The sequence below is a fragment of the Marinobacterium alkalitolerans genome (assembly GCF_017776525.1).
Classification (GTDB): domain Bacteria; phylum Pseudomonadota; class Gammaproteobacteria; order Pseudomonadales; family Balneatricaceae; genus Marinobacterium; species Marinobacterium alkalitolerans.
In genome coordinates this window covers 17,358-38,150 of sequence record NZ_JACVEW010000026.1, presented here as the reverse complement: position 1 = coordinate 38,150, position 20,793 = coordinate 17,358, and the positions used below count along the sequence as shown (strand labels likewise).

General features: G+C 55.7%; 23 protein-coding genes. 7 read left to right on the top strand and 16 right to left on the bottom strand.

Annotated elements, in window-relative coordinates:
- Positions 1 to 161 precede the first annotated feature (161 nt).
- Positions 162 to 1,733, top strand: coding sequence for a response regulator (locus tag H9C73_RS14110; RefSeq protein WP_328797985.1), 1,572 nt, complete (start codon positions 162 to 164; stop codon positions 1,731 to 1,733).
- Here H9C73_RS14110 and H9C73_RS14105 read toward each other — a convergent pair whose 3' ends face one another.
- Positions 1,734 to 3,260, bottom strand: a complete 1,527-nt coding sequence (locus H9C73_RS14105) for a cryptochrome/photolyase family protein (protein ID WP_209288544.1) — start codon at positions 3,258 to 3,260, stop codon at positions 1,734 to 1,736.
- A gap of 157 nt (positions 3,261 to 3,417) precedes the next feature.
- Positions 3,418 to 3,639, bottom strand: a complete 222-nt coding sequence (locus H9C73_RS14100) for a hypothetical protein (protein ID WP_209288543.1) — start codon at positions 3,637 to 3,639, stop codon at positions 3,418 to 3,420.
- A 171-nt stretch (positions 3,640 to 3,810) separates the two neighbouring features.
- On the opposite strand from H9C73_RS14100, the gene H9C73_RS14095 reads away from it, so the two are divergent.
- Both H9C73_RS14095 and katG read left to right on the top strand, forming a co-directional pair.
- Positions 3,811 to 5,040: a GGDEF domain-containing protein gene (locus tag H9C73_RS14095; RefSeq protein ID WP_209288542.1), complete on the top strand. Its 1,230-nt coding sequence runs from the start codon at positions 3,811 to 3,813 to the stop codon at positions 5,038 to 5,040.
- A gap of 187 nt (positions 5,041 to 5,227) precedes the next feature.
- On the top strand, positions 5,228 to 7,411 hold the full coding sequence (gene katG, locus H9C73_RS14090) for a catalase/peroxidase HPI (protein ID WP_328797984.1): 2,184 nt from the start codon (positions 5,228 to 5,230) through the stop codon (positions 7,409 to 7,411).
- 87 nt (positions 7,412 to 7,498) lie between these two features.
- On the opposite strand, the gene H9C73_RS14085 is transcribed toward katG, so the two are convergent.
- Entirely contained in the window at positions 7,499 to 8,503 is a 1,005-nt protein-coding gene (locus H9C73_RS14085; protein ID WP_209288540.1) for a sensor domain-containing diguanylate cyclase, read from the bottom strand.
- A gap of 187 nt (positions 8,504 to 8,690) precedes the next feature.
- Between H9C73_RS14085 and H9C73_RS16390 the strand changes: the two genes are divergently transcribed.
- From H9C73_RS16390 to H9C73_RS14065, 4 genes are all read left to right on the top strand, one after another.
- Positions 8,691 to 9,944, top strand: a complete 1,254-nt coding sequence (locus H9C73_RS16390) for a GGDEF domain-containing protein (RefSeq protein ID WP_209288539.1) — start codon at positions 8,691 to 8,693, stop codon at positions 9,942 to 9,944.
- 89 nt (positions 9,945 to 10,033) lie between these two features.
- Complete coding sequence (locus H9C73_RS14075) at positions 10,034 to 11,578, top strand: sensor domain-containing diguanylate cyclase (RefSeq protein WP_209288538.1); 1,545 nt, start codon at positions 10,034 to 10,036, stop codon at positions 11,576 to 11,578.
- Between the two features lie 186 nt (positions 11,579 to 11,764).
- Complete coding sequence (locus H9C73_RS14070; RefSeq protein WP_209288537.1) at positions 11,765 to 12,598, top strand: type IV toxin-antitoxin system AbiEi family antitoxin; 834 nt, start codon at positions 11,765 to 11,767, stop codon at positions 12,596 to 12,598.
- Positions 12,588 to 13,508: a nucleotidyl transferase AbiEii/AbiGii toxin family protein gene (locus H9C73_RS14065; protein ID WP_209288536.1), complete on the top strand. Its 921-nt coding sequence runs from the start codon at positions 12,588 to 12,590 to the stop codon at positions 13,506 to 13,508. Before H9C73_RS14070 ends, H9C73_RS14065 begins: the two co-directional genes overlap by 11 nt.
- Before the next feature lie 208 nt (positions 13,509 to 13,716).
- Here the strand turns inward: H9C73_RS14065 and H9C73_RS14060 are convergent, their stop codons facing one another.
- The 13 genes from H9C73_RS14060 to H9C73_RS14005 all read right to left on the bottom strand — a co-directional run bounded on the left by H9C73_RS14060 (position 13,717) and on the right by H9C73_RS14005 (position 20,691).
- Positions 13,717 to 14,136 (bottom strand): type II toxin-antitoxin system YafO family toxin, encoded by a 420-nt coding sequence (locus H9C73_RS14060; RefSeq protein ID WP_209288535.1) that lies wholly within the window; start codon positions 14,134 to 14,136, stop codon positions 13,717 to 13,719.
- Between the two features lie 3 nt (positions 14,137 to 14,139).
- Positions 14,140 to 14,343 (bottom strand): hypothetical protein, encoded by a 204-nt coding sequence (locus H9C73_RS14055; protein WP_209288534.1) that lies wholly within the window; start codon positions 14,341 to 14,343, stop codon positions 14,140 to 14,142.
- 136 nt (positions 14,344 to 14,479) lie between these two features.
- Complete coding sequence (locus tag H9C73_RS14050; RefSeq protein WP_209288533.1) at positions 14,480 to 15,739, bottom strand: hypothetical protein; 1,260 nt, start codon at positions 15,737 to 15,739, stop codon at positions 14,480 to 14,482.
- 160 nt (positions 15,740 to 15,899) lie between these two features.
- Entirely contained in the window at positions 15,900 to 17,051 is a 1,152-nt protein-coding gene (locus tag H9C73_RS14045) for a zonular occludens toxin domain-containing protein (protein ID WP_209288532.1), read from the bottom strand.
- Between the two features lie 3 nt (positions 17,052 to 17,054).
- Positions 17,055 to 17,315, bottom strand: coding sequence for a DUF2523 family protein (locus H9C73_RS14040; protein ID WP_209288531.1), 261 nt, complete (start codon positions 17,313 to 17,315; stop codon positions 17,055 to 17,057).
- 9 nt (positions 17,316 to 17,324) lie between these two features.
- Positions 17,325 to 18,572, bottom strand: coding sequence for a hypothetical protein (locus tag H9C73_RS14035; RefSeq protein ID WP_209288530.1), 1,248 nt, complete (start codon positions 18,570 to 18,572; stop codon positions 17,325 to 17,327).
- A gap of 77 nt (positions 18,573 to 18,649) precedes the next feature.
- The gene (locus tag H9C73_RS16155) at positions 18,650 to 18,784 is read right to left on the bottom strand and encodes a major capsid protein (RefSeq protein ID WP_236014293.1); all 135 of its coding nucleotides are present in this window, start codon (positions 18,782 to 18,784) and stop codon (positions 18,650 to 18,652) included.
- A 9-nt stretch (positions 18,785 to 18,793) separates the two neighbouring features.
- A complete protein-coding gene (locus H9C73_RS14030) occupies positions 18,794 to 19,030 on the bottom strand; it encodes a hypothetical protein (protein ID WP_209288529.1) in 237 nt (78 codons plus the stop codon).
- 116 nt (positions 19,031 to 19,146) lie between these two features.
- Positions 19,147 to 19,431: a hypothetical protein gene (locus H9C73_RS14025; protein WP_209288528.1), complete on the bottom strand. Its 285-nt coding sequence runs from the start codon at positions 19,429 to 19,431 to the stop codon at positions 19,147 to 19,149.
- A 10-nt stretch (positions 19,432 to 19,441) separates the two neighbouring features.
- Positions 19,442 to 19,678, bottom strand: a complete 237-nt coding sequence (locus H9C73_RS14020) for a hypothetical protein (protein ID WP_209288527.1) — start codon at positions 19,676 to 19,678, stop codon at positions 19,442 to 19,444.
- Positions 19,671 to 20,018 carry a hypothetical protein gene (locus H9C73_RS14015; protein WP_209288526.1) on the bottom strand — a complete coding sequence of 116 codons (348 nt, stop codon included), beginning with the start codon at positions 20,016 to 20,018 and terminating at the stop codon, positions 19,671 to 19,673. The genes H9C73_RS14020 and H9C73_RS14015 overlap by 8 nt, the downstream gene beginning before the upstream one ends.
- Positions 20,015 to 20,467: a hypothetical protein gene (locus tag H9C73_RS14010; protein WP_209288525.1), complete on the bottom strand. Its 453-nt coding sequence runs from the start codon at positions 20,465 to 20,467 to the stop codon at positions 20,015 to 20,017. Before H9C73_RS14010 ends, H9C73_RS14015 begins: the two co-directional genes overlap by 4 nt.
- On the bottom strand, positions 20,467 to 20,691 hold the full coding sequence (locus H9C73_RS14005) for a hypothetical protein (protein ID WP_209288524.1): 225 nt from the start codon (positions 20,689 to 20,691) through the stop codon (positions 20,467 to 20,469). The genes H9C73_RS14010 and H9C73_RS14005 overlap by 1 nt, the downstream gene beginning before the upstream one ends.
- Positions 20,692 to 20,793 lie beyond the last annotated feature (102 nt).

The window sequence follows — 20,793 nt, the reverse complement described above, 5'->3', positions numbered from 1 at the left end:
CCGATGCTCGGCGGTTTTTTTTCCGGGACAGGGCGCTGCTCTTCTTCGGTTTACCTTCCCTCTGTATACTTGTTCATATTCATGCCTTCGGGCGTTCAGCGTTTGGTAACAGGTAAATAGCCACAGTGGCATCCCGTACGGTCGACTACTCAGACAAAAGTGTGCTTCTGATTGACAGCAGCGGCAACCTGCGGTCGACTATTTATTACATGTTGCGTGAGCTGGGCGTCAAGAATCTGCTGGCGACCACAGTGAACGACAAGGTCCTGAATCTGATTCAGGAATCGTCCTACGATATTATCCTGCTGGGGCATAACAGCAGCGATGCCGTGACCGGCATGCAGTTGCTGGAAGAAGCGCGCTACCGGGGCTATATCCGCCCCACGGCGGGCTGGATCTTCATGACCAGTGATGCCTCGCAGGAGGTAGTACTGCACGCTATCGACAGCCGTCCCGACGATTTGCTTACCCGGCCCTTTTCCATTGATGAACTCAAGGCGCGACTGGATCAGCTGGTGCTGCGGAAACAGATTCTGCGTCCGGTTGAGCAGTCCATTGAGGTCGGGGACCTCGAGGGGGCCGTGATCGCCTGTGACGATATCCCGCGTCAGGACCCCAACTTCGAGTATGCCTGTCGTCTCAAGGCGAGTTTGTTGATCGACCTGAAACGCCCGGAAGAAGCGTATGAGGTGCTGGAACCGCTGTTCTGGCAGACACAGGACAAGGATATCGGGCTATGTATGGCACAGGCGATGACCGCCATGCACCGCCTGACAGACGCCAGGGAATTGCTCAACAGCCTGATTGAACATTATCCGTTGCTGATCTCCGCGTATGACTTGCTGGCAAAAGTGCATGAGCAAAATGGTGCACTCGATGAGGCACGAGAAACGCTGAAACAGGCGACTGCCAAGTCACCATTGGGCATTCCCCGCCAGATGGAGCTGGGCCGGGTAGCGACTCAGACGCGGGTGCTGGATATGGCAGAAGGGGCGTATCGGCGCTCCATCATGCTGGGGCGGCGCAGCTGTTACCGCTCCCCCGAGCCCTATCTGCGTCTGGCAAATATCCGTCGGCTCGAGATGCAGGACGCCGACAAGCGCCGTCAAATCGAGCTGCGCAATGACTTCGATGCCATTCTGAATAACGCCGAATTCACCTTCCCGCGTGATGAAAGCCTGAAGGTCAAGACCAACCTGCTCAAGTCGCGGCTGTGTGAGGATCTGGGCGAGATGCAGCAGGCTCAGCAGCTGCGCTCATTTGCTGAAGAGCACAACCGGGCGCTGGAGCAGCCTCTGGAGCTGGAGCGCGAAAAGCTGGTGCTGGCCGGGGACAGTGTCCCGATCCTGGAGCCAGAGACCGACGAGCAGGAAGCACCCCGTACCGGCGCGCGCCGTGATCAGGCGATGAGCGACAAGGTAAATCGACTGGGCGTGAAACACTACCTGGCGGGCAAGATGTCTCAGGCCATGCGTTATTTCGGGCTGGCGGTCGAGTACGATCCGGGCAATGTGCCGGCCCTGCTGAATCTGGCGCAGCTGTTTCTGGAGGCGGCCCGCGATACGAGTGGCAAGCGGGATGAGCGTCTGCGCATGGTGGACCGTTACCTGCGACTGACCGACCGACTGCCACTGGAGCCGGCCGAAAAACTGCGCCAGTCACAGCTCAAGCAGTACCGCCAGCTTCCTCTGGAGGAGCTGCCGCCGGGACCGCTGGGCAGCCTTCTGCGCTGATCATTCCAGTTCCTGCAGGAAAATACGCGCGCTTTCTCGGGTTGCCTCCAGTGCTTCGGCTGACATTCTGTCCAGGTTGCGGTACGCTAGCCCCAAGCGCGGATTGGAGGCCAGCTTGTCCCGGTGTCGATCCAGAAAATCCCAGTACAGATAGTTGAACGGACAGGCGCGCGGTCCGGTTTTCTGTTTCACATCGAACCGGCACCGAGTGCAGTAATCGGACATGCGGTGAATGTAGGCACCGCTGGCGATATAGGGCTTGCTGGCCATCAGCCCGCCATCGGCGAACAGCACCATGCCCTGTACATTGGGCATCTCCACCCACTCATAGGCATCGGCGTACACCAGCAGATACCACTCGTTCACCGCCTTGGGCTCGATACCGGTCAGCAATGCAAAGTTGCCCAGTACCATCAGACGCTGGATGTGATGTGCATAGGCATGTCGACGTGTATCGTCTACGCACTGGCTCAGGCAGTTCAACGCTGTTTCAGCGCCCCAGTACAGGGCCGGCAGGGGGCGCTGTGCATCGAGGAAGTTGCTCTCTGCGTAGTCCGGCATCTGCAGCCAGTAGAGACCACGGACATATTCCCGCCAGCCCAGAATCTGACGTATAAAGCCTTCTACCGCGTTCAGCGGTGCCTGGCCGTCATGGAAGGCCTTCTCGGCAGCGGCCAGCGTCTCGGCCGGGTCCAGCAGTCCCAGGTTCAGGTAGAAGCTCAGGTGGGAGTGATAGAGCCAGGGGTCGCCCTGACGCATGGCGTCCTGATAGTCACCGAAATTCGGCAGGCGGTCGCGGATGAACTCGGACAGAACCTGAAGCGCCTGCTCGCGGGTGACGGCGTAGTGAAAATCATCCAGATCACCGAAGTGGTCATACCGCTGCGAGACCATCTGAATCACGTCACGCGTGATGTCATCGGGTTCAAAGCGTGTGGGTGAAGGGGGGATACGATCCGCCGGAAGGGCCTTGCGGTTTGAACTGTCAAAATTCCACTGCTCACCAATCGGTTTTCCATTCTGCATCAAAACATTGTGTTCGCGCCGCAGCAGGCGGTAGAAATACTCCATCCTCAGCTGTTTGCGCCCTTTCGCCCACTGCTCGAACGCTGCCGGCGTTGACAGGAAACGGTCATCTTCGCGCAGTTCCACCTGATAAGCGCACTCTTGTTGCCATTGCGTAAACTGCTGCAGCAGGCGGAACTCACCCGGCTGGGTGATGACGCAGCGGCGACAGCCGGAAGCCTCCAGAATCTGCTCCATCTCCTCGACAAAGCAGGTGACGGAATCGGTATCGTCGAGTTTTCGGTAGCGAACACGAAAGCCTTTTGACTTCAGGGCCCTGGCGAAGTGACGCATGGCGGAAAACACCAGCACCAGTTTTTTTCGATGGTGGGCGACGTAGGTGGCTTCCGTGTGCAGCTCACACATCAGAATCAGATCCCTGTCCGGGTCGGCATCTCTCAGGGTCGCCAGGTTCAGGCTTAGCTGATCGCCCAGAATCAGGCGCAGGACGGGTTCCGTCACGTATCTAAACTCCCTTGTCGTTTAAGGGAAGTCTACGTGCCCTGAGCAGCGGATGGATTGATCGAGCGGATAAAAAAATGCCCGCGGGCAAGGCCTGCGGGCATCAAAAGAACAAACAACAGATAAGGAATCAACACCATGAAGTGGTGAAGAGGCGTTACGCCTGATAGGCGTGACGCGGTGCGCCGATGCGGCAACCATATACGCCGACTTCTGCTTTCCAGCGCATCCAGGTCAGCAGGTCACGGATTTGGTTGAACGCCTTGGCAACAGCACTCTGGCTGTTGGATGCATCGGCATCCGTGTAGCCCATAGCCACCAGTTCCTGGTGAATACGACGATCTTCGTTTGCAAGACCGGTGTAGTGCTTCTGGTTCATAACAACACTCCCCAAAAATGTGTGTTAGACCTTAGTATTATAACTTCACCCATGGGCGGGATCAATTGTTTATTTCATGAACAGTGATCCCGGCCAGCATCTCTACGCTAGAGTTTCTATACATAAGCAAACACTTGTATGCTGTGGGTGTAGGGTGTGAATGGGTGGGCCATGCGAATACGCCAACTAATCCTGATCAACCTGGCTGTCTGGCTGTTCTGTGCCTTTGTGGTGGGCGCCTCATGGTTGATCAATCGGAATGCGATTCAGGGTGCGGCACTGTCGGTGTTTCAGGCGCAAGGCCGGGCTGCATTTACACTGATCCGTGCAACACGTCACTGGAATGCTGCTCAGGGCAGCGTGTATGTGCCGGTGTCCTCCCTTACCCCGCCCAACCCCTATCTTGAACTGGAAAACCGCGATATTACGGACAATCTGGGCAGGCGCCTGACTCAGGTTAACCCCGCCTACATGACGCGTCAGATCTCCGAGCTTCTGGCCGATGCGGATGTAAACATGCGCATTACCAGCCGGAACCCGTTGAATCCCGTTAACCGGGCGGGCCGCTGGGAGAGTGATTCCCTCGGCCTGATGGAGCAGACCGGCGCGACAGAACATGTTGACCGCGTGGGCGATCAGTACCGCTATATGGCGCGGCTGGACATTGTTCACAGTTGCTTGCCCTGCCACGAACAGCAGGGGTATAAGGTCGGTGATCTGCGCGGGGGGATCAGCTTCACCCGCAGTGCCGCACATGTAGACCCGCTGGTGAATGACATGCTGGCGCGGGTTGACCGTATCCATCTCGGGATCTGGGTCCTCATCTCGATGATTGCCGGGCTGACCACGAGCCTGGTGTTCCGTTTTCGCCAGCAGCTGGTGGGCAGTGAATCCGTGCAGCAGGCACTCAGGGCGCTGGTTGAGACCGATGCCCTGACTGGCGTTCTGAGCCGACGCGAATTGATGAACCGGCTGCACAGAGAGGTGGACCGGTGTAATCGCTTCGATACTTCGCTGGTCGTGTTGATGGTGGATATCGACCACTTCAAACAGGTTAACGACCACCAGGGACATGCCGAAGGGGACAGGATCCTGAAGCGGGTAGCGGAGCAGCTTCAGTCATCACTCAGGCGCGTTGATAGCCTGGGCCGTTATGGAGGCGAGGAATTTACTATTCTTCTGCCGCGTACGAGTCATGATGAGGCCCTGATACTGGCACGAAGGCTGCTGCAAGAGGTCCAGTCGATGGGAGATGTGACGATCAGTGTGGGTATGGCCTGCAGTCGTGACCTGCCTGACCCGGTTACGGGCGATGTGCTGCTGAAGATGTCTGACCAGGCGCTGTATGCCGCCAAACGCAACGGACGCAACCGCGTATTCTGTCATCGGGAGTTGTCCTGAACCGCCTGATAGCGATTCTTTATAACCAGGATAAAGAAAGCCATTTGGGCGAATCCTGATCCTCTGACTATTCTGATTTCACACGCTAAATATTCCGCACATGCGGAGAGCTATGCCTGTGATGGCCATGAAGAGCAGTACGGAGCAGTTCGGCCATCACGGCTCTAAGAGGATAAGGAGAGCAGACGTGAGCCAGAATAATAGTTCGGCAGGCAAGTGTCCTGTTATGCACGGCAGTAATACCTCGGCCAGCAAAGATGTCATGGAATGGTGGCCCAAAACGCTGAATCTGGACATCCTTCATCAGCATGACCGCAAGACCAACCCGTTGGGCGAAAACTTCAATTACGCGGAAGAATTCAAAAAGCTTGACCTGGAAGCGGTCAAAAATGACCTCAAGGCCTTGATGACTGACAGCCAGGATTGGTGGCCGGCAGACTGGGGGCACTACGGCGGGCTCATGATCCGCATGACCTGGCACGCCGCTGGCAGCTACCGTGTGGCGGATGGCCGTGGCGGTGGTGGTACCGGCAACCAGCGTTTTGCGCCTCTCAACAGCTGGCCTGACAACGGCAACCTGGACAAGGCGCGTCGTCTGCTGTGGCCGATCAAGAAAAAGTACGGTAACAAGCTGTCCTGGGCCGACCTGATCATCTTGGCCGGTAACATGGCGTATGAGTCCATGGGCTTCAAGACCTTCGGTTTCGGCGGCGGGCGTGAGGATATCTGGCACCCTGAGAAGGATACCTACTGGGGATCCGAGCGCGAGTGGCTTGCACCCACAGGCAGTGAAGGCAGCCGTTACTCCGGCCAGCGCGATCTGGAAAACCCGCTGGCAGCCGTCATGATGGGTCTCATCTACGTGAACCCTGAAGGGGTGGACGGCAACCCTGATCCGTTGAAAACCGCCGAAGACATGCGCGTTACCTTCGAGCGCATGGCGATGAACGATGAGGAAACCGTTGCCCTGACCGCCGGTGGTCATACCGTTGGTAAGGCGCACGGTAATGGCGACGCCGACATTCTGGGGCCGGAACCCGAAGCTGCCCCGATTGAAGAGCAGGGTTTTGGCTGGATGAACCACAAGACCCGAGGCATAGGCCGTGATGCGGTGACCAGTGGCCTGGAAGGGGCCTGGACATCCAACCCGACCCAGTGGGACTACGGTTACTTTGACATGCTGCTGGATCACGAGTGGGAGCTGACCAAGAGTCCGGCCGGGGCCAACCAGTGGAAGCCGGTGGATATCAAGGAAGAAGACATGCCGGTGGACGTGGAAGATCCGTCGATCCGCCGCATGCCGATGATGACCGATGCGGATATGGCGCTGAAAGTGGACCCTGAGTACCGCAAGATTACCGAGCACTTCCGGCAGAATCCGGAGTACTTCGATGAAGTCTTTGCACGGGCCTGGTTCAAACTGACCCACCGTGACATGGGGCCGAAGAGCCGTTATCTGGGGCCGGATGTACCTGATGAAGACCTGATCTGGCAGGATCCGGTGCCATCCGTTGATTACACGCTGGATGCCAATGAGATCGCCGACCTTAAGGCGAAGATTCTGGCAACCGGTTTGAGTGTGTCCGAGCTGGTTGCAACCGCATGGGACAGCGCGCGTACCTTCCGTTGCTCTGACTACCGCGGGGGTGCCAACGGCGCTCGTATCCGACTGGCACCGCAGAAAGACTGGGAAGGTAACGAGCCTGAGCGTCTGCAGAAGGTGCTCAAGGCTCTGGAAGGCGTTCAGTCCGGTCTCAGCAAGCCTGTCAGCATGGCGGATCTGATTGTGCTGGGCGGTACGGCAGCGGTTGAAAAGGCCGCGCGGGATGCCGGTGTGAACATCGACGTACCCTTCACGCCCGGACGTGGTGATGCGACCGACGAGATGACCGATGCGGACTCCTTTGAATACCTGGAACCGCTGCATGACGGCTATCGCAACTGGGTGAAAAAGGACTACGTGGTCACGCCCGAAGAGATGATGCTGGATCGCACCCAGCTGATGGGGCTGACGGCACCTGAAATGACAGCCCTGGTGGGCGGCATGCGTGTGCTGGGCACCAACCACGGCGGTACCCGTCACGGGGTGTTCACGGATCGGGAAGGCGTTCTGAGCAATGACTTCTTCGTCAACCTGACCGACATGCAGTACAGCTGGAAGCCGGTCGGCTCCAACCTGTATGAAGTGGTCGAGCGCAACACCGGCAATGTGAAGTGGACCGCGACACGCGTGGACCTCGTGTTCGGCTCCAACTCCATCCTGCGTGCCTATGCAGAGGTGTATGCGCAGGATGATAACAGGGAGAAATTCGTCAAGGACTTTGTTGATGCCTGGACCAAGGTGATGAACGCCGACCGCTTCGACGTCTGATATACAGAGATCTGATCAGGCTCGGTTAGCCTGAAAGTGAAAGCCCCGGCCGCGTGATCACACTGCCGGGGCTTTTTATAAGGAGAGTCAGCGTTTTGAGGCTTTTCGGTTGCGCTTGTCTTCATACATGCGCGCATCGGCGGTTTCGATCAGCTGGTCCAGGCTGTCACTGTCTTCGGGGAAGACGGCTGTCCCGATACTGGTGTTCACTTCGTGCTTGATGTCATCAAACAGCAGGGGAGGTGCCAGGGTTTTCTTGAGCCGTTTAAGGAAGCACTCGATCTCCTTGCGGTCCTTTATCGGCGTGAGGATCAGGCAGAACTCATCGCCTCCCAGTCGCGCCACGGTATCTGTCGAACGGCAGACCGAGGTACAACGGTTGGCAATTTCGAGCAGCAGAGCATCCCCCAGGCGGTGTCCGTAGCGGTCGTTGGCCAGCTTCAGGTCATCCACATCCAGCATGACCAGCCCCAGCAGCTGTCGGCTGCGCAGGCAGCTGGCCGTGCCCTTGCGTAACCGGTCCATAAACAGTGAGCGGTTGGCCAGCGAGGTCAGCGGGTCATGGGTCGCCTGATAGTAGATGTCTGAATCGTTGAAGTGGGTGGCAAAGTACATGGCCGAGGCGACCAGCTCAGACAACAGTTCCAGCAGCTCGATTTTGCCGGCATCAAACCCTTCAGGTGCCTTCGCCATCGCCTTGAGAACACCGGTGCAGGTATCACCGTGAATCAGCGGCACAGCTACCATGGATCGCATCCCTATTTTGCGGCAGGCCTCACGGTCCGCATGGGGGTCCCGTTCACTGTCCGGGCAATACATGACTTTGCCTGTTTCGGCGCTCAGGCCGGAGAAGCTGTTCTTGCGTTTCAGCCGGAGGCCCAAGTGGTCTCGGGCAATGCCTGAGGCAGCCCGGTAAACCATTTCGTTGTTCTCGGCCAGCTCAATGGCTGCTCCGTCGGCGTCGACCAGGCCCAGCGTGCGGTCGGTCACAAGCTGAATGATGTCCCCCAGGCTGTGGCCCAGCTTGATGACGTCCGTGTGGATGTGAATGACTTCCCTGAGCTTTTCGGAGGCAATGGGAGAATTGGCCATGGGCGCGCCTGCTACTTCTGTTAAACAAACAATAGTTCAACTGTTTTGAAGCTGCGAGAGCGATTGCAATTGAGCCCCAGGCCAGAGCGAATATGGATGCCGCCGAAGATCTTCATTAGCGGATGCGCTCAGGGACATGTACTGTATAGTGATAACAGGTTGTGTCTGGTATTAAAGCGATATCGCTGTGCGTCCGTCAGTTTCGTTATCCCACTCCCTCAACACAGCACTGCTGCGTGCTGCGCTTGTTGCATTGATCCTGCTAGCAGGCATCAGCTTCGTTGCATACAAGGGTGCGATTGAGCAGCAAATATACCGGGACAGTCACCTGACATCAGACCTGGTTTTTGAACGTTTTTACAACCTGATGGCCAGAGGTGCGGCCTCAGAGGAAATCCGTGCTCAGCTGGACCTGTTGCAAGACGAAACTCAAGCCATTCGATATGACGTGCTTCGCAGCGACCTGGTTGCCCGCCAGTATGGCGGCAAAGTTGACCTGATTCAGGCGCAGCTCGAACGCTTGGAGAAGCGTGATTTCTTTCAGCAGCAGGGCCTCACACTCACATATTACCGCCCCATACTGTTCGATCAGCGCTGCCAGATGTGCCATGACGGCGTTGAGTCGGGGCAGCTGGCAGGAGCCTTGGCAATCAGCTCGCCTGTGCTATCCCTCAAACTGCCGTTTCGGTACCTTGTGTGGGGTGTGCTGCTGATTGTAATACTCACTCTGGTATCCACCTTGATGATCCTGTCGCATCATGCCCGGCGCAATATTATTCAGCCTGTTGAACGACTAAGTGAGAAAATGCGTCAGATCGATGATCACACTGACTTGGTGGAAGCTCCGCGCAAGAATTGGCGAATTCGTGAAATCGACTTGCTGGAAACGGCGTTTCATAGTCAGCATCAAAAGCTCCTGAATGCATATGAAGACCTGAAGCAACAGGCCGAACTCGATACACTCACGGGTGCCTATAACCGCTTTCGTTTTGACGACCTTCTGGAGAAAGCCTTGGCGCGGGCAGAGCGTCAGAGCGAACCCTTGTCGCTGGTCATGGTTGACCTGGACCGTTTCAAGGAAATTAACGATAGCCTCGGCCATGATGTAGGTGACATGGCGCTCAAGCGCCTGGCTCGCCAGCTCCAGAAAGTCCTGCGCAGTAGTGATTACCTGATTCGCCTGGGCGGTGATGAATTTCTGGTGGTTGCAGAACGGTGTACACGCGAGCAAACGGCCTCGGTATTTGAGAGGCTGGTCGAGGCATTGCAGGAGGCTGAAGTCAGCAACCCGATCGGGTGCAATATTGAGTTCAGTACGGGCGTGGCCGAGTATCCGCAGGATGCCCAAACTAGGCAGGCACTTATAAAAATTGCAGATGAACGCATGTACCGACAGAAGGTTTCGCGAAGGCAGCAGCGACAATCCTCTGGGGGCGCCTGATCGACGGTTTAGCTGCCTGTGGCGGCAGCAAGACGAGGCAGTAAGCTCGAATTAAGAAACTGACAACAACTACAAGAGTACCTACCTGAATGTTTGGCAAGAAAGACGACTGGCAAAGTAAATACAAGGCGCTGGTACGTGAGACTGAGCGGCATGAGAAGCAGCTGTCCGGCGTGTTCGTTCATTTGCGCAGTCTTGCCATACAGCTCAATCTGGCGACCCACGGGCAGTCACCCAAACTGGATGCATTGCTGGACCAGCTTAAATCAGAGCTGGACGCCGGCAAGCTCGATTCGGTGCAGGAGTTGCTGCGCAAGACGGAAAAGCATGTAAGGCGGCTCGAGGGTACTCGCGGGCAGCTGGTTGATTCCCTGCTCAAGCAGTTTAGAGACTGGTCAGGGCTGCTTTTGTTGCAGGACAGGGATGGGGCCTGTGGCGGTACCCTGGGTGATGTACGCCAGCGCCTGGAGGAGCCGGATACTGACCTGTCGCTGCTGCCGGATATCGCCTCGACACTTCTGGGCGTGCAGAAAAAACTGAGCCATGTGGCTGTGGCAAAAGATGCCGATGACGATGTCTCAAAAATTAACGATGTGGTTACGGCACGGCTGGCCGCCCGCATGCTGGAGCTGTTGAAACAGATCAATGTGCCTTCCCGGCATGCCGCTCGTGCCCACGGACTGATGCATCGGCTTGAAGTTGACCCTGATGCCCAAACGCTGGAAGCCTGTCTGGAAGACCTGTCGGGGCTGATGCGCGCCTGCGGGGGCAATTTGGAAGCAGATATTCAGGATTACCTGGTGAACCTGAATCAGCAACTGGCCTACCTGCGCAGCTTTGTGGACACCTCCGATGAGCTGGAGCAGAAGCAACGCAAGCGCAATAATTTGCTGGATCAGACCGTGCGTCAGGATGTCAGCCGTATTCATACCACGGTTGAGAATACGCACGACATCAACGAGCTCAAGCTGTCAGTTAACGCGCAGCTGGACAGCATTATTCAGGCGATGAATACCCACAAGGCGAGCGAAGACGAGCACCTGGCGACACTGAAAAAAGAAAAGAGCGCGCTGATCGAGCGCGTCAGTCAAATGGAACAGAAAGCGGAGTCGTTCCGAAAGCAGGCCGAGGACGCGCATGTCGAATCCAGAACGGATCCGTTGACCGGTCTGCCGAACCGCCTTGCTTTCGACCAGAAGTTTGACGAAGAACTCAAACGTTTTCAGCGCTATGGGACGCCGTTCAGTCTCTGTGTGGGCGATCTGGACAAGTTCAAGAGCATCAACGACCAGTACGGCCACCTGGCCGGTGACAAGGTGTTACGCCTGACGGCCAAGGTACTTCGAAATCATTTGCGTGAGGTGGACTTTATCGCCCGCTTCGGCGGCGAAGAATTCGTGATCCTGCTGCCTTCGACAACCGCAGAGGAAGCGAAGCAGGCCGCCGAGAAGATTCGACAGGCCGTTGAAAAGAGCCCGTTCAACTTTCAGGGACAGCCGGTGCAAGTGACGATTTCCATCGGCGGGGCCGAGGTGCGTCAGGACGATACCTCAGAGAGTCTGTTTGAAAGGGCAGACAAGTCCATGTACGAAGCCAAGCAGGCCGGCAGAAATCGGGTGCTTATGGATGAGTAAGGCTCGATATCCGCGAGGTTAACGAGCGTAAGGAGCGCTTGGAATCAAATCGGTCCGCTTAACAGGTTGATGTTGCTTACCACTCCCTTGAAGGTTTGGTTATGATCCATTTTGCATAGTTTGACTGTTCTTATGAGTGATATTTTAAACTTGTGCTTGGTTTGAAATTGATCTAATTTGTATAGTATGAATGTGCGTAATGGAAATAAGTTAAACCGACTGGAACGCGAGCTGCCCGAGGGGTTGCTTGTCGATGCGGGCTGGCTGGAGGCGCGTGGTTATTCGCGCTCTTTGCGCAGCCAGTATGTTCGTTCCGGTTGGCTGGAGCAGCCGGTTCGGGGCGTGTTTCGTCGTCCGCGCGGCGTTCTTGGCTGGGAGCAGGTGGTGATTTCCATGCAGACGCTTCTCGGCTTGCCGGTCTCTGTCGGTGGACGGTCGGCGCTGGAGCTCCAGGGTTATGCCCATTACCTCTCTCATTCTATATCGTCCATTCACCTCTATAGCGATGGGAAGCTGCCCGGCTGGGTAGCCAAATTACCGATGGACGTTAAGTTTATCGTGCATAACCGCGCACGTTTTCTGCCACCTGTTGAAATGGCTGAAGGGCCGTCTCTGGAATCCGGAGCTGTCAGCGCACCTGAAGCTTCATTACCCGGGGCGCTGCGGATCGAGCGCTGGGGGCAATGGAAATGGCCGATGATGATGTCGTCTCCCGAGCGGGCCATTCTGGAGCTGCTCGATGAATTACCGACTGATGAGAGCTTTCACAATGCCGATATGATCATGGAGGGGCTGGCGGGGCTCAGTCCACGCCGGTTACAGCGCTTGCTGGAGCAGTGTCGCAGCGTGAAGGTCAAACGTTTGTTCTTCTTTTTTGCCGACCGGCATCGGCATAAATGGCTGGATCGTATCGAGAAATCGAAGATCAACCTTGGGTCCGGTAAAAGGATGCTGGTCAAGGGCGGTAAGCTTGATCCTGTCTACCAGGTTACCGTACCGGAGGAGCTTGATGGCTTTTGAGGATCGTTATCGTAAACAGGTCGAGCTGCTGGTCCGCACGCTTCCGCATGTGGCGGAAGAGGAGTGCTTCGCGCTTAAAGGAGGGACGGCGATTAACCTGTTCATCCGTGATATGCCACGTTTATCCGTCGATATTGATCTTACCTGGTTGCCGCAGGGGGACAGGGGCGAGGCTTTATCGGGAATAGATGCGGCGTTAAAGCGCATTGCGGACCGCCTCAGAAAAAGCGATGACCGTATATCAATCAACGCGACGGCCCCGAAGGGGCACTCCAAAATCAACAAGCTCGTTGTCCGAACACCTGATCGCGTACAGATAAAGATCGAGGTGACACCGGTTCTGCGGGGTTGTGTCTATGATCCTGTCATGACGATGATTTCAGAGAAGGCGGAAGATGAATTCGGCTTCGCTGAAATCAATGTGCTTTCTTTTGCTGATCTTTATGCCGGTAAAATCATGGCGGCGCTGGATCGGCAGCACCCCCGTGATCTGTTCGATGTGAACCAGCTTTTAGAGAATGAAGGGCTCACCGATGAACTGCGGACAGCGCTCATCATCTATCTCATTAGCCACGATCATTCACCGCAGTCGCTTCTGGTTCCAACTGAAAAAGACATCGCGCAGGAATACGAGCAGAACTTTCGGGGTATGACGGAAGATGAGGTTTTACTCGAAACACTAGTGGCCGCTCGCGCTACACTGGCGGCGGGCGTGGTATCCGGTATGCCCGAGGACCATAAACAGTTCCTTATATCCTTCTATCGGCGCAGCCCTGAATGGGAGCGTCTTGGACAGGACGGTCTCGATAAGCTTCCCGCTGTAAAGTGGCGGGAGCTTAATCTTGATAAGGCTGGGGAGGATACACGGGAGGCGATTATTGCGGAGCTGGAAAAGATCTTGTGGCCGTGAAGGCTCACTAATTACAGGTGTCAATTCTAAACGAATTTTCATGGTACCAGTGGCCGGACTCGAACCGGCACGCCCGTTAAGGCAACGGATTTTGAAACCTTTTTACGGGTTACCACTGTCTATCATGTTCTTTCATATCAAAGGCTTATGATGTTTTTGATCTCAGTGGCAGCCTTTGTTTCTCTACTGCGTGGACATTTTGTGGTCACTACTCAACGCCTTCCAAACGTCCTTGAATCCAAGGTTCTACAATGGATATGAGGAGCCCGTTTAAATAGCTGCGCCATTTGTCTTGGTTATGGGCCTCAGGGCCCACAATGGTCAACAGCAAGTAGCACTGATCAACATCATCGTAAGCATAAATCAACCAGTAGTCGTTTTCAGGTTCACTGATGCGGGTGGTTCGGTAATACACCTGAGATATGTGTGGGTAGCGCTCCACCCACTCTGCCGCTAATTCGTCAGTGTGTGCCAGGTGAATATGGTGAACGTCAGGAAGCGAAAGCTCAGCATCTCGACCAAAGTAGTCAGGTACGATGCCTTTGAGCTTGTAATCTTCAAAGCTGGTTTTGTGGTACTGCCATCCTGGCAGGGCCCTGAAAATAGGGCAGGTGTAAACCTTAGACACTGATCAGTGGCGAGCCTCTGCAGCAAGCTCTGATTCAGTCGGGAACCTGTTGTACTTAGCGAAGAACGCCAGCTCATCCTGATTAGGAAAGCGGTTGTGCTTCTGATGGAACTCAAAGACTTTGTTACCAGCTTCAGCCGCAGCAACCACATCACGCGCAGTCGCTGGGCGTGGGCGAGTGGTATCTGTTTGCTTCAGTTGTGGCATGTCTAGTTTTCCTTTCGAGAGTAATTCATCTGTGGCTGCATCAAATTTGCACCACATCTGCATCATAGCGAAATTTGAACAAAAAATATACGAATGACGAATGAAGCGAGCCAATGACTACCTAATGAGGTATTGGCTATGCTGCAACTTTGCTGGTTAATCTCCGTTCAAGTAGCCCGCGTTCAATAAGGTCGAATAGGTCCGATTTTGTTAGGTCCCGGGCCTTGATGTACCCCATCAGATCACGCCAAAGCCCCGACTTCTTCAAACAGCTCCAAGCCTTGCGAGCACTGATGTTGTTCCTGGCATAGATGGATAGCAGGTTGCCCAAGGCAAGGGCTACGTTCCGTTCATTACCTATCCCGGCTGTTTTGTACTTCCGCTTGGCCACGAAGTTGGAGGCAGGTTTGCCCCACTGGGTGTCATCATGCAGTACGGTCCAGAACGGATCTACAAAGCGCCTGTCAGCATCCAGTCGGAATCGGTCAAGGCCATAGGCCCAGAGGTGTGAAAGGTAGTCGGTGACGGATTCGTAGGTACTCAGTGATACTTGGTTGTAGTCGGCAAACTGGCGAAGCACAGTTTGTGAGAAGCGGAACTCCAAGCGCCATACGTCTTGGTCAGGATTCCATAGGGGTGTAGTCAGGTCGTGATCGACCTTCCGTGACCAGATGCCGTGAAAGTAGTCGATTTTATCGTGGGCAATGATCTCTTTCGACTTGTTGTACAGCGTCGCTTGGAGGCTTGAGACAGTGCCAAACGTGTAGGACTGCCCACGCCCGTAGATACTCGCGACTTCGCCGGTTGTCACCTCCAGCGATTGGAAGCCGTTGCGGTCATTTACGCGCTGTGATCGGCAGGTAAGCCGGTCCACGAAGTCGGCAGGCGGTACCCAGCCTTGCCAATCGGTTGCGAGGTGGATCGCCACACCACAGGGAGAAGGTGCAGTCACGAACCAACCCGCCGCCAATTCATCCATTTGATGCTGCAGCACATCGGGGGACTGGTCACGGATCAACTTAGGGGATACCTCAATTTTGCAGTGACTACCGGCCCGATCGGCAGTGGTGTGGTTGTTCTTGATCAGAATGACTACGCCGAACTCGGCATTTTGCAGCAGGAACTTGAAGCCCGCCTTTCCACCACGCCGCAGCCGCCAGAGATGGCCCTGATACTCAACCACTGGCTTAAATTCAGCCTCTAATCGTTCCTCCAATTCGTCCAGGAGGTCATGGTTCAACATGCCGTTGTAGAGCTGACGCACGGTATCAATGGACGTATCCAGAATTTTGACCCCAGACAGGTCGATTACTTCACCATGAGGACTTACAAAAACACGACCATCCTTTGAAGGCTCAAACTGGGTGTTGTAACGGGTAAGGCTTTCTTTGTTCATCAGCTGCACCTGATATCTAATGACTGCTAGTGACTGCTTATAACGTCTTGCGTGTTTTTATTTGAGACGTGCTACAGGGCCGTCTCGGAGTGGTAGTGGACTACCTGCATTCGCGCGCTGGTGTCCCGCGCCCGAGTCGCTACGCTCACGGATCGCGGGATCACATCGCGCTCGGTGCAGGCGTCCGTACCATGGTTCCTCGCTGGTATCCGGTTGTTCGATCCACCCGATGCCCGTCAACGTGACACCAGAGCTGATAACCGCCCTCATACTCATGGCAAGCAGACGGGTCGATATAGCGGTATCCCACCGTGTTGCGCACCACGTAGAAGAACCCATCCGGAATACGAACGGACCCGACCAGCTTCCAGTCATCCGATGGAGCCGGCAGGCGGCCATCTGGATCATCGAACTGGGGTTCGGGCTTGGGCTTGGGTTGTGCCTGGGCGGTTGAAGCGGAGGCGCTGGGCTTCTGTTTCATGTTGAATACCTGCGGCGGGGCCGAGGGTTTCACTTCAGGCTCAAGGTCTTCGGTCTGCGCACCAGTGACAAAACCGGATTGCAGCATGCTGAACACGGAGATCAGGGCGACCACACCGAGAATCGGTGCCCCGATCAGGCTGGCCAATATCTTGGGTGACTTCAGAATGTTGGCCCGCTTATCGGCCTTCACTTCTTTCCCCGCCCCATGCATACCGCTGTTCTGGGCTTTGGTGGCCGACTGATAGAGCTGGTACACCTCCGGCTGGTACTTGCCATAGAACTGACGCAACCGGCGCGACTCGGGTGGCTGCTGCCCTGTGACTGCGCCCTGATACACGTCCACGCGGTAGCGCTTGTCTTGCCCAACATGGTTCAGCTTTTGGGCGCGATAGGTTTCATCAACAAAGTTGCGCACCCATGAAGCGATCTGGGACAGGTCCTGAGTGATCAGAACGATCTCGGTTGAGCGCCCTGCAGCATCGACCTGGTGGCGATGCTCGGCAAAGTATTCCCGATGACCTTCAGGGCATTGGGTGACCTTCTGACCCGAGGGCCAGACCCGCCAGATTTCATCGAACACATGCACCGCGCCATAGCGCATGGAGAGGAACCCTTCTTCTACCGACTTGGCCACTTCGGACAGATCGACAATATCAATCCGCGGCATGGGCGCACCGTTCTTGCGGCACCATTCCTGCAGCTCACCGAGTTTCAGCGGCAGGTTGGTCACGATCGGGCGGCCATCTTTAAGGCACGGAAGAATGACGTTCTCAACGACCCCATAGGATTTGCCGGAACCCGGCAGGCCGGTATAAGCAGAGACAGACATAGATCACCCAATGATCGGAATACGGCGAATGACAAACCGGAGGACATAGGCACCGAGGATGATGCTCAACCCAAGTTCCAGCTCCATCGGTGCCAGATAAAAAGCCACGCTGGGCGGGATGGAGGAGAATGCACCGGAGGCATCATTAAAGAATTCCGGTACCGGCAACTCCTCCAGGAGCGAAGCCAACACATCAAAGAGCCAGTACAACATCTCTTTGAACCAGTGTTCGAGCGTGTCATAGAACGGCAGAAGTGCGAGCATAAATCCCCCTTAGGCAGACATGACTATACGGATGCCGAACAGGGCCCAGATGGCAGTGAAGACCGCCTCCAGAATGCCCGAGTTCTCGGCAATGACCGTGCAGTGAATATTCGTTGAGGATGAGAAGAAGGCTGTATCAATCGACAACGGCGAGCAGGAGCCGGAAGGGACTGAGCCGCTAATGTCTTTGACGGCGGCAATGATGGGCACCGCATCCAGCCGCTCCATGAACGAACCAAGACCGGCATCTTTACCCCGCTCCTGCTGTTCATCGGTGGGCTTTAAGCAACCATCCTTGCCGAACTTGGTGGGATCACAGTCAGGCTGATTCTGGTCATCAGGCTGAACATCAGGGTCACCACTCCCCGACCCATCGCCGGAAGAGCCATCCCCCGTAGAACCGTCCCCTGTAGATCCGTCACCGGTTGACGCATCAGAATCACCGGTCCCGTCACCGGTATCCAGAGAACCATCGGAATTGGTGTAATCAGTGGGATCGGTGGGCGAGCTGTTATCATCTTCAGCCGTAGTGCCTTCGGGGCACTCAGCGGAGCCCCCTACGATATAGCCCACGGTGCCATCAGGGTTGAGGCAGTTCTTCTCGCCCTGGGGATCATCAGTGTAACCGGCTGGACAGGAGGAATTGGCGGAAACCGTGCCGAGATACACACCGTTACTATCGAAACACTTTTTGGGCTCTTCTCCGGCAGTTTCACAACCGCTTTCGACATCGCACTGGCCTTCTTCAGCCGTACCGGTCGCTTCCTCGCCGGTGAACTCAACGATAGCCGTGCAGACACGGTTGCCGGTCTCCAAATCGTCGGCACAGCCTGCTGTAGTAGTAACAGCGCGACAGCCTTCAACACTGTAATACTGAGAGGGATAGCCGCCGGTGAAAGCATCCATTTCAAGGACGACTTCGCCACCTTCCCATTCTTGACACTTCTCATCCGGGAAAGGAACTTCATCGTTGCATGCTGGATGCCACATTGCATACCGACAAAGCGACTCATATACGCGATCATGGAGGTCATCATTTCTACCAGTATCAGAGCAGTAGATATAAGCGCCGCTGGAATAAGCGGCTGCATATCCAAGCTGCCGACAAACACCAGTTCCCCAGGTGGAGTAAGGAAAACCACCTTCGGCATAATAAATTTTTGAACTAGATGAGATTTCAGCAGCAGATGCAGTTTGCACTAAAGCCGAGAGAACGCCCCATACGCACAAGCGCAGCCAAGCACGAAAAACGTCCATACCCATAAATCCCCCATAAGACCCCCACTGACAAAAAAGGGGACCGAAGTCCCCAGGAATGCGCCGAAGACCCCGAATTACTTCAGGAAGCCCAACACGGCTTTCGCACCTTTCATACCGATGTACAGTGCACCCAGTGCAGCGGCAACAGCGCCGATTGCAGCCAGAGCAGTAGTGAAATCGATGGAGCCGGTGATAGTGGTGTAATCCATGAGAGCACCTCACATTTTTCGGATTGATTTAAGAACGGCGCCGGCCGCAAGACCGGCACACTGGAAGGTTGCGACTGCGATAAAGCCAGACCCGAACGCCGCAGCCAGAACGGTCGGGTCCATACTCAGCGGATCAAAGGTTGTCAGCAGTTGATCCACCGGTAACAGTTGCCACTGGGTGGAGCATGCAAGGCTGCCATCTGCGAGCGTGGTCATGTCGCCTGAGCAAATCGGTAATACCTGCATGGACTCCCCCTTGTGGAAAACTCAACGCGTCGCGTGCTGTAGCGCGCCCTCTGCCTCTTGCGCCGTTCGGTCAAGAGACGCTTCGCGTCTCCCGCCGAACCGAGGGCGCTGCCCAATCACGCGGCAGCCTTAGTGCCAGCCGGTTTGATGGAGACGACCTTGAACGCCATCTTCTGTCCGGCCCCTTGGGTGGGCTGTGCCACGATTTCGCATTTGCAGGGCAGGTGATCGCGCAGCAGGTCCACGGTTGCGTAGTCACAGGCCAGCTTCATCAGCTCAAGGCCAGCGCGGTCGGGGTTGGTCCCGTCCGACTTCTGGGTGGTGATGATGGAACCGCCCTTGTTGCCGTCCATGTCGTAACGGCTTGCCTGGATAACGTCAGCATTCATGGTGATGTTCATGGTGTTTTCCTCAGTTCAGTTCGCCGCAATCAGGGCATTTAACGGGGTAAGCGGTGGGTACAGCGAGCAGCGCACCGCATGAGCAAACAGACCAGCGTGAGACACGACCGCCGAAGGTGTAGAGCGGGCGCGGTTTGGTGGTCATTTCAGTGGGAACCGGCGGGCAGTTGCACTGGTGCTGTCCGCAGACAAGGCACAGGCCCATCGCCTCAGCCGGTTTCACCATTTGGCGCAGCCGCTTATTCATGGGCTCCACCAGCGGAATGAGAACCCGAGGCACGCCATGTGACCTCGGGGGCGGTTACGCCGCCAGTCGAATTGTCGTCAGCGCGGTGAGCACTGACGCCCCCTTCAGGGGTGCAGCCCTGAGTAGTGGGAGAGGGAGAGGAAGCGCGCTGTTTACGCTTCCACAGGTGAAAGGACACCAAGCGGCCCATGAAACTGATGAGCTCGACCAAGAGGCAGGCAATGGCAAGGCCGATCCACATACCAACCATCGTTTCAAATGGCTGATCGGTGTCGCTGTAGAACCGGATATAAGCGGTTGCTGCCAAGGCATACAGTAGGTAAAGAATCAGGCTGGTCATGCTGCCACCCCCATGACGCGACATGCGTCTGTGTTGCGATCCATCAGGGCAAAGCGACGCAGGATGGTTTCAATAGCTGGCTCAACTTGAGACAAAGGCGCACCAAAATGGATGGTGTAACGGTCAGTCACGCACATGTCAGAACGAAATGAGCCAACACCGGGGAAGTAGTGGCCCCGTCCAACGTCATGCCAAGCGTTAACCGCATCGACGTGGTAATTACGGACACACAGCGGACCAGTAGGCACAGGGGCGCAGATCACTAGATATAAGCCAATCGGATTAACCTCACAGTTAATATCCACACCCTGAACAGCCAAACGACAGGACTCAGCCGCTACTTCAGAGAACATGGCAAAGATGCACTCATAGTCCTGCATAGCGGCAAGGCGGTCAGATTCAGCCTGGTGGTACTCAGCAGGTGTGAGCAGGGTCAGTTGAGCAGTCATCAGATTGCCTCCATGCATTCGGCCATGATCTTGGCCACGTTGACGAAGGAGCGGCGGGCACGTTCATCGCCGTTGCTAGGCGAAATCACAGGGATGTAACCGCGATGGATCATGTTCTCGAGAGTCGGCTGGGTGATACCAACCAGCTCAGCAAAACGAGCGCGATCCATGATCGGAACGAATGGCATGGAAGCAGGAAGCTGGATCGATACGGGGGCGTTCATGGCGTTTTACCTTTATACTGTTCTATGAGAGCTAACGGATAGTGAATTAATTACACGATAATCTTAGCACGATGATTGTTATCGTGTAGATTTAACACGATG

Excerpts from the sequence above, each read along its gene's own strand:
- H9C73_RS14100 (WP_209288543.1), bottom strand. The coding sequence starts at position 3,639 with ATGAACCAGAAGCACTACACCGGTCTTGCAAACGAAGATCGTCGTATT.
- H9C73_RS14095 (WP_209288542.1), top strand. The coding sequence starts at position 3,811 with ATGCGAATACGCCAACTAATCCTGATCAACCTGGCTGTCTGGCTGTTC.
- H9C73_RS14085 (WP_209288540.1), bottom strand. The coding sequence starts at position 8,503 with ATGGCCAATTCTCCCATTGCCTCCGAAAAGCTCAGGGAAGTCATTCAC.
- H9C73_RS14075 (WP_209288538.1), top strand. The coding sequence starts at position 10,034 with ATGTTTGGCAAGAAAGACGACTGGCAAAGTAAATACAAGGCGCTGGTA.
- H9C73_RS14070 (WP_209288537.1), top strand. The coding sequence starts at position 11,765 with ATGAATGTGCGTAATGGAAATAAGTTAAACCGACTGGAACGCGAGCTG.
- H9C73_RS14065 (WP_209288536.1), top strand. The coding sequence starts at position 12,588 with ATGGCTTTTGAGGATCGTTATCGTAAACAGGTCGAGCTGCTGGTCCGC.
- H9C73_RS14055 (WP_209288534.1), bottom strand. The coding sequence starts at position 14,343 with ATGCCACAACTGAAGCAAACAGATACCACTCGCCCACGCCCAGCGACT.
- H9C73_RS14050 (WP_209288533.1), bottom strand. The coding sequence starts at position 15,739 with ATGAACAAAGAAAGCCTTACCCGTTACAACACCCAGTTTGAGCCTTCA.
- H9C73_RS14045 (WP_209288532.1), bottom strand. The coding sequence starts at position 17,051 with ATGTCTGTCTCTGCTTATACCGGCCTGCCGGGTTCCGGCAAATCCTAT.
- H9C73_RS14040 (WP_209288531.1), bottom strand. The coding sequence starts at position 17,315 with ATGCTCGCACTTCTGCCGTTCTATGACACGCTCGAACACTGGTTCAAA.
- H9C73_RS14035 (WP_209288530.1), bottom strand. The coding sequence starts at position 18,572 with ATGGACGTTTTTCGTGCTTGGCTGCGCTTGTGCGTATGGGGCGTTCTC.
- H9C73_RS16155 (WP_236014293.1), bottom strand. The coding sequence starts at position 18,784 with ATGGATTACACCACTATCACCGGCTCCATCGATTTCACTACTGCTCTG.
- H9C73_RS14030 (WP_209288529.1), bottom strand. The coding sequence starts at position 19,030 with ATGCAGGTATTACCGATTTGCTCAGGCGACATGACCACGCTCGCAGAT.
- H9C73_RS14025 (WP_209288528.1), bottom strand. The coding sequence starts at position 19,431 with ATGAACATCACCATGAATGCTGACGTTATCCAGGCAAGCCGTTACGAC.
- H9C73_RS14020 (WP_209288527.1), bottom strand. The coding sequence starts at position 19,678 with ATGAATAAGCGGCTGCGCCAAATGGTGAAACCGGCTGAGGCGATGGGC.
- H9C73_RS14015 (WP_209288526.1), bottom strand. The coding sequence starts at position 20,018 with ATGACCAGCCTGATTCTTTACCTACTGTATGCCTTGGCAGCAACCGCT.
- H9C73_RS14010 (WP_209288525.1), bottom strand. The coding sequence starts at position 20,467 with ATGACTGCTCAACTGACCCTGCTCACACCTGCTGAGTACCACCAGGCT.
- H9C73_RS14005 (WP_209288524.1), bottom strand. The coding sequence starts at position 20,691 with ATGAACGCCCCCGTATCGATCCAGCTTCCTGCTTCCATGCCATTCGTT.